This is a genomic window from Helicobacter labacensis, assembly GCF_003660285.1.
GTDB classification, from domain to species: Bacteria; Campylobacterota; Campylobacteria; order Campylobacterales; family Helicobacteraceae; genus Helicobacter; species Helicobacter labacensis.
The window spans coordinates 39,262-46,271 of sequence record NZ_QXQQ01000013.1; the positions used below are offsets into that span (position 1 = coordinate 39,262).

Consider the following 7,010-nt stretch of genomic DNA (forward strand, 5'->3'; position numbering starts at 1 on the left):
TTTTTCTAGCCTTGCGTCTTTGCTATTGGGCACTCTTGTGCCTTGTAGTGTTGGCTGGGTGCACCATTATCCGCCAACAAGGTCCCTATGCGCATTCCCAATTAGAACACTATGATCCCAAACAGACCCCTATTGCTAGGATTTATGCTACCCAGTTAGCCCAAAAGCCCACCCAGAGTTTGGGTTTTCTCCTCCAAGAGGGCGATCAAGCCTTGTTGCAACGCATCGCCTTGATCCGCATGGCTACCCACAATATTGACATCCAAACCTATCTTTACAAGAACGACATCTCTGCGCGCGCGATGATGTTTGAACTCTACAGGGCGGCTAATCGGGGGGTGAAAGTGCGCTTGTTAATTGATGACAATGGCTTAGATTCGGACATGTCAGACATTATCATGTTAGACACCCATCCTAATATTGATGTGAAAATCTTCAACCCCTACCGCATGCGCAACAAAGGTTTACGCATTCTTGAGATGTTAGCCGATTACGATCGCATCAAAAAGCGCATGCACAATAAACTCTTCATCGTGGACAATATCGCTTTAGTGATCGGGGGGCGCAATATCGCCGATGTCTACTTTGACAACGATTTAGAAGAAAATTTCTTGGACATTGACGCGCTGTTTTTAGGTCCAGTGAGTCTGCAAGCCAAACAAAGCTTTTTGCAATACTGGAACTTCCCTAGCGCGATCCCAGCGCACTTATTACCCAGTCATTCCAAACTCAAAAAATACGCCAAAACCTACCAAAGCCGCCTCTCCAAGATTCTCTACCCCCCCAACCAGCACACCCACTATGAAGAGCATGTTTTAGAATTCATGCGCGCCTTTATCCATAAAAAACAAATTGCCTACCAGGGGCAAACCTCCTTTATCGCCGATAGCCCCTATAAAATTTATACCCCCAAGCCCAAATCGCCTATTAAAAAAGCCCTCAAAGCCATTTTAGCGCACACCACTAATTCGCTCTACATCGCCTCCTCCTATCTCGTGCCCGGGCGCGCGCTGTTGAAACGCTTTATCCAAAAACTCAATGCGGGCTTAGAACTCAATATCCTCACCAACTCTCTAGCTTCTACCGATGCGATTGTAGTCTATGGGGCATGGGAGCGATACGCTAAAAAGCTTGTGGAAGCGGGGGCGAATGTCTATGAAACTAAAAGCGATCTCTCTAAATACGCGCGCTACACGCGTAGGGGGCTTAAACTCCAGATCAAGGGACGGCTTAAAAACTCTTTGCATAGCAAAACCTTGATCTTTGATGGGCACAAAACTTGGATTGGGAGTTTCAACTTGGACGCGCGTTCGGCGGGCATCAACACCGAATCGGTAGTGATCTTTGAAAATAAGAAATTCGCGCTTTACTTGCAGGGGTTGATGCAAGAGCAGATGCAAGAGAGTTGGCATTTGCTTGTGCTCAAACACGCTCTGCGCCACAAACTGGTGTGGGAGGGGGTGGAAAACGGGCATGTGATTCTCTATGACAAACCCCCCAACACCTCCGCTTTGTTGCGCTTTATCAAGGATTGGTCTAGGATATTGCCCGAGAGTGAGTTGTGAGTTTGGCTTGCAGGCTATCCTAGCGCCTAATCATAGAAAGTTTTTACCCTACATCTGCTAAAATGCGCCCTAAAATCGTTAGGAAGACCATGTTAACCCTAGAGCAAGCTTTAAAGCTATCCCCCCAAGCCTTAGAAGAGTTTAAACTCGAGCTAGCCCAACGCGTGCAAGAAAAACCCGAACTCAATGCCTATGTCCGCTTACCCCAATCTAGTAACGCAGGTGTGCCCATCCTCATCAAGGACAATATCAATGTGCAAGGCTGGGAGATCACATGTGCTAGCAAGATTTTAAAGGGTTATATCGCTCCCTATAATGCCAGCGTTATCGATCGTTTGCACCAGCATGGCATGTGCGCCTTTGGGTTAGCCAATATGGACGAGTTTGCTATGGGGAGCACTAGCGAGTCAAGTTGTTATGGTCCGGTAAAAAACCCTAGAGACACTGAGCGCGTGCCCGGGGGCAGTTCGGGGGGCTGTGCGAGCGCGGTCGCTGGGGGGGTAGCCATTGCCGCTTTGGGAAGTGATACGGGGGGTTCGATTCGCCAGCCAGCCAGCTATTGTGGCTGTGTGGGGCTCAAGCCCACCTATGGGCGGGTGAGTCGCTATGGCTTGGTGGCTTATAGTTCTAGCTTGGATCAAATCGGTCCTATTACCCAAAATGTGCGCGATTGCGCGCTTTTATTGGATGCCATCAGCGGGCACGATCCCAAAGATTCCACCAGTGTAGCCCTAGAACCTAGCCAAACTTTTAAACACCTCAATGTTAAGCGGGCTTTGCGCGTGGGGGTGCTAGAAGAGTCTTTAAAGGACGCAAGTGCTGAGGTGCAAAAGGCTTATGCTGATAGCCTACACAGCTTGGAGAAAATGGGGCACACTCTAGTGTCCCAGCGCATGGGCGATCACAAGCACCACATCGCCGCTTATTATATTTTGAGCACGGCGGAGGCAAGTTCTAATCTAGCGCGTTTTGATGGGGTGCGTTATGGGAATCGCTTAGAGGGCAAAGACCTCAAAGAGCTTTACATAAAAACGCGCTCACAAGGCTTTGGCTCTGAGGTTAAAAGGCGCATTATGCTAGGAAATTTTGTTTTGAGCAGTGGTTACTATGAGGCTTACTATCTCAAGGCGCAAAAGGCGCGTGCGCATATTGTCCATGAATATAAAAAGCTCTTTGAAGACGCAGATGTGATCTTTGCCCCTGTTGCCCCCTCAATCGCCCCCAAATTCAACGCACACGCCAGCCCCCTAGAGATGTATTTGAGCGACATTTACACCGTGGGGGTGAATCTAGCTGGCTTGCCTGCGATCTCTATCCCTGTTGCCTACCATGGCAAACTCCCCATTGGGATGCAATTTATCGCCCCAGCCTTTGAAGAGCAACGGATTTTAGATGTAGCCTATGGCTTAGAAGAAGTCTTAGAGTTAAGGGGAATACCATGCGACTCTTAGGGAAGGCTTTAACTTTTGAAGATGTGTTGTTAGTGCCCGCTTATTCGGAGGTGTTACCCAAAGATGTCAGCGTGGTTTCCAAACTGAGCACGCGCATCCATTTGAATATCCCCTTTGTGAGCGCGGCGATGGATACGGTAACGGAGTTTGACACCGCCATCGCGATGGCGCGCTTGGGAGGCATAGGAATCATCCACAAAAATATGGATATTGAGGCGCAAGTGCAACAAGTCCTTAAAGTGAAGAAGAGTGAAAGCGGGGTGATTCACGACCCCATTTATATCCACGCAGAGGCTTCGCTGGGGGAGGCTAAGGCGATTGCAGACAATTACAAGATTTCTGGCGTGCCCGTGATCGATGCCCAAGGGATTCTCATTGGGATTTTAACCAATAGAGATATGCGCTTTGAAACTAATTGGAATAAAAAAGTGGGCGCGTTGATGACTAAAGCCCCCTTGATCACTGCCCCCGTGGGGGTGAGTTTAGATCAAGCCCAAGCTATCATGCACGATCACAAGATCGAAAAACTCCCTTTGGTAGATGAGCGCAATGTGCTCAAAGGACTTATCACCATTAAAGACATCCAAAAGCGCATTGAGTATCCCCATGCCAATAAGGACGCTGTCGGGCGTTTGCGCGTGGGGGCAGCCATTGGGGCTAACCACTTGGATCGCGCCCGCGCTTTGGTTAAGGCTGGGGTAGATGTGTTGGTGCTAGATAGCGCGCACGGGCATTCGCGCAATATTTTAAACACCCTAGAGGCGATTAAAAAGGAGTTGGACATAGATGTAGTGGTAGGCAATGTGGTAACTGCCCAAGCCACTAAAGACCTCATTAACGCAGGTGCAGATGGAGTCAAGGTGGGCATTGGTCCGGGGAGCATCTGCACGACCCGTATTGTAGCCGGGGTGGGTATGCCCCAAATTAGCGCGATTGACACCTGTTACCAAGAGGCTAAAAAACACCACATCCCTGTGATCGCCGATGGGGGGATCAAGTATTCTGGAGATGTGGCGAAGGCGTTGGCAGTGGGCGCGTCCTGTGTGATGATAGGCAGCTTGATTGCTGGCACTTTAGAATCCCCGGGGGACACCCTCATCTATCAAGGGCGGCAGTATAAGAGTTATAGAGGCATGGGCAGCATTGGGGCGATGAGTAGGGGGAGCTCGGATCGCTATTTTCAAGAGGGGCTAGCCTCAGAAAAACTCGTGCCAGAAGGCATTGAGGGGCGCGTGCCTTACCGGGGCAAGATCGCGGACATTCTCTACCAGCTTGTGGGGGGCTTGCGCGCCTCTATGGGCTATTTGGGCGCGCCAGACATCCCCACGCTTACCCAAAATGCCCAATTTGTGCAGATCACCCCGGCAGGTTTAAGAGAATCCCATGTGCACGATGTGGACATCACCAAAGAAGCCCCCAACTACCACACTTAAAGGAAAACTATGCGCTTAATTATCAATGGGGAATCGAAGCATTTTGAAGAAACCCTAAGTGTTCAGTCTCTCATAAAAGAGTTGGGCATTGATTCGCAGGTGTGTGCCATTGCGCGCAATAGCGTAGTGGTCAAAAAAGAGGACTGGGCGCATACCCAGCTCCAAGACAACGATCGCCTAGAGTGCTTGCAATTTATGGGGGGAGGGTGAGTGCCTCTTTCCCCTCTTTATCTAGCGATGCGCTCTTCATCGCAGACGCGCACCACAAGCCAGACAGCCCCGCTTTTGCCCTGCTTGTAGATCAACTCCTAAAAACGCCTCCCAAGCAGGTGTTTTTAATGGGGGATATTTTCCACATCTTGGTGGGGCAAGTAACAAGCACACTCAAACCCCACCGCGCCATGTTAGATAAAATCCACGCCCTAAGCCAGATCACCCAAGTTTTCTACTTTGAGGGCAATCACGATCTAGCTTTAAGCGCGCTAAAAGCCCTCCAGCGCACTGAGATTTACCCTAGATCGCGCCAACCTGCCTTTTTTCGCTACAAGGAGCGTCTTTTTTCTCTAGCGCATGGCGATCTCTTTGTGGGGCGGGGCTATGAAATTTACATCCGCTTGTTAAAGCGCTCTTGCGCATTACTAGGGTATTTGGATAAAGTCTTGGCGCGCGCCTATCCTTACATCCAAAAGCCCCTTGATGCCAAATGCATCAAAACCCTTGATTTAGATATGCCCTCTCTAGCCAGCTTTGCTAAAGCACGCCTAGCCCTCCACGCCCTCCACGCCCAAAGCAAGGGGATAGAACGCTTAGGGGGGGTGATCGAGGGGCATTTCCATGTGGGGAAGTGCTACTACCATACCCAAAGCGCGCAAGTTTACTATGGTTTACCCTGTTTTTATCATACCCAAAGCGCGCCCACCCTACAAACATGCATGCCTAAAATCTAGCAAAATTAGGGTAGAATTAAAGTAAGATCAAAGTAGGGAATGGCGTGACGGAGCAAAGTTTGGATACGGCTTTAAACTTGGGAGAGATCGAGTTGGTGGATTTTCGTATCTTTGGACTGCAGGGGGATCAGCCCTATGAGGGCATCTATGGGATCAATGTCTCTAAGGTGCAAGAGATCATCATGATGCCTGAAATTTTTGAGTTCCCCACGCATTTAGATTATGTGGTGGGGGTGTTTGATTTGCGATCCATTGTGATGCCCCTTATCGATCTCTCTGTGTGGCTAGGGATTGTAGAGGACAGCGCGCGCATTGAGGAAAAAGTGGTGGTGATCACCGAGTTTAGCAATGTTAAAATGGGTTTCATTGTGCATGAAGCCAAGCGCATTCGGCGCATTAGCTGGAGCGATGTCAGACCTGCCATCTTTAGCGCGCACAGCAACGCGGGCAAGGATCGCATTACCGGGACCACGCAGATCGAGGGGGATAAAACCCTTTTGATCTTGGATTTAGAGAGCATTTTAAACGATTTTGAATTGCATGTAGAGCACCCCCAAAGAGACACTCTGCACGCCCAGCATGAAAAGAAATTCAAAGGCACGGTGCTCTTCTTAGATGATAGCAAAGCCGCGCGCAAGATCATCAAAAACACCTTATTGCAACTAGGTTTTGATGTGGTGGAGGCTGTGGATGGGGTGGATGGCTTGGCAAAGCTAGAACAGCTCTACGCCCAGCATGGGGAGAATTTAAACCGCGTGCTCAAGCTCATCGTCTCCGATGTGGAAATGCCTAAAATGGATGGGTATAACTTCTTTTCTAAAATCCAAGAGGACATGCGTTTTGCTGACATTCCGGTTTTGTTCAACTCCTCCATTTGTGATGACTACAGCGCGCAAAAGGCGTTGGATTTGGGCGTAAAGGGCTATTTAGTGAAGTTCAACGCGAATCGTTTTGCTGAGGAAGTGGCTAAAATTCTAGGATAAGCTAAATCCTGTATAATGAAAATTAAACTTAAGCAAAGGGGCTAACATGGATGATATGCGCGAGATCATGGAAGACTTCTTAGTGGAAGCCTTTGAGATGAACGAACAGCTAGATCAGGATTTGGTGGAGTTAGAGCACACGCCCCAAGACTTGGATTTACTCAACCGCATTTTCAGGGTGGCGCACACGATTAAGGGCTCTAGTTCTTTTCTCAATTTGGACACGCTCACCCATTTGACTCATAACATGGAAGATGTGCTCAACCGCGCGCGCAAGAATGAGTTGCAAATCACCCCCGATGTGATGGATGTTGTTTTGCGCTCTGTGGATATGATGAAAACTCTACTCAATACCATTCGCGACACCGGCTCTGATGAAAACGCCGGCATAGACATTTCAGGCATTGTCAAGGAATTACAAGCCATCGCCCAAAGTAGTCCAGAAAGCGCTGAGAGCGCTGAGAGCGCGCCCCCTCCTTCCCCCCAAGAACCCCCAAAAGAGGCTACCCCACCCCCCGCACAACAGCCAGCCACAGGACCAGATAACCCTTTGGCTAGCGAGCCAGAGATAGATTACACCAACATGAGTCCCCAAGAGATCGAAGATGAGATCGAACGCCTGTTGAAAATC

7 protein-coding genes are annotated in these 7,010 nt (G+C 49.3%); all 7 read left to right on the forward strand.

Translation table 11 applies throughout. The annotated features are described in order from the left end of the window. The first annotated feature begins 11 nt into the window (after window positions 1-11). On the forward strand, window positions 12-1,565 hold the full coding sequence (locus tag EAO33_RS05285) for a phospholipase D family protein (RefSeq protein ID WP_120945665.1): 1,554 nt from the start codon (window positions 12-14) through the stop codon (window positions 1,563-1,565). Between the two features lie 89 nt (window positions 1,566-1,654). Then, window positions 1,655-3,016 (forward strand): Asp-tRNA(Asn)/Glu-tRNA(Gln) amidotransferase subunit GatA, encoded by a 1,362-nt coding sequence (gatA, locus tag EAO33_RS05290; RefSeq protein WP_120945667.1) that lies wholly within the window; start codon window positions 1,655-1,657, stop codon window positions 3,014-3,016. Next, on the forward strand, window positions 3,004-4,449 hold the full coding sequence (gene guaB, locus EAO33_RS05295) for an IMP dehydrogenase (RefSeq protein WP_120945669.1): 1,446 nt from the start codon (window positions 3,004-3,006) through the stop codon (window positions 4,447-4,449). Before gatA ends, guaB begins: the two co-directional genes overlap by 13 nt. Before the next feature lie 9 nt (window positions 4,450-4,458). Continuing rightward, a complete protein-coding gene (thiS, locus tag EAO33_RS05300) occupies window positions 4,459-4,659 on the forward strand; it encodes a sulfur carrier protein ThiS (protein ID WP_120945671.1) in 201 nt (66 codons plus the stop codon). Next, entirely contained in the window at window positions 4,656-5,396 is a 741-nt protein-coding gene (locus EAO33_RS05305) for a UDP-2,3-diacylglucosamine hydrolase (RefSeq protein ID WP_120945673.1), read from the forward strand. The genes thiS and EAO33_RS05305 overlap by 4 nt, the downstream gene beginning before the upstream one ends. A 44-nt stretch (window positions 5,397-5,440) precedes the next feature. Beyond that, entirely contained in the window at window positions 5,441-6,379 is a 939-nt protein-coding gene (locus EAO33_RS05310) for a chemotaxis protein (protein WP_120945675.1), read from the forward strand. A 46-nt stretch (window positions 6,380-6,425) separates the two neighbouring features. Beyond that, on the forward strand, window positions 6,426-7,010 hold a 585-nt coding region (locus EAO33_RS05315; RefSeq protein WP_205589511.1), incomplete at its 3' end, for an Hpt domain-containing protein.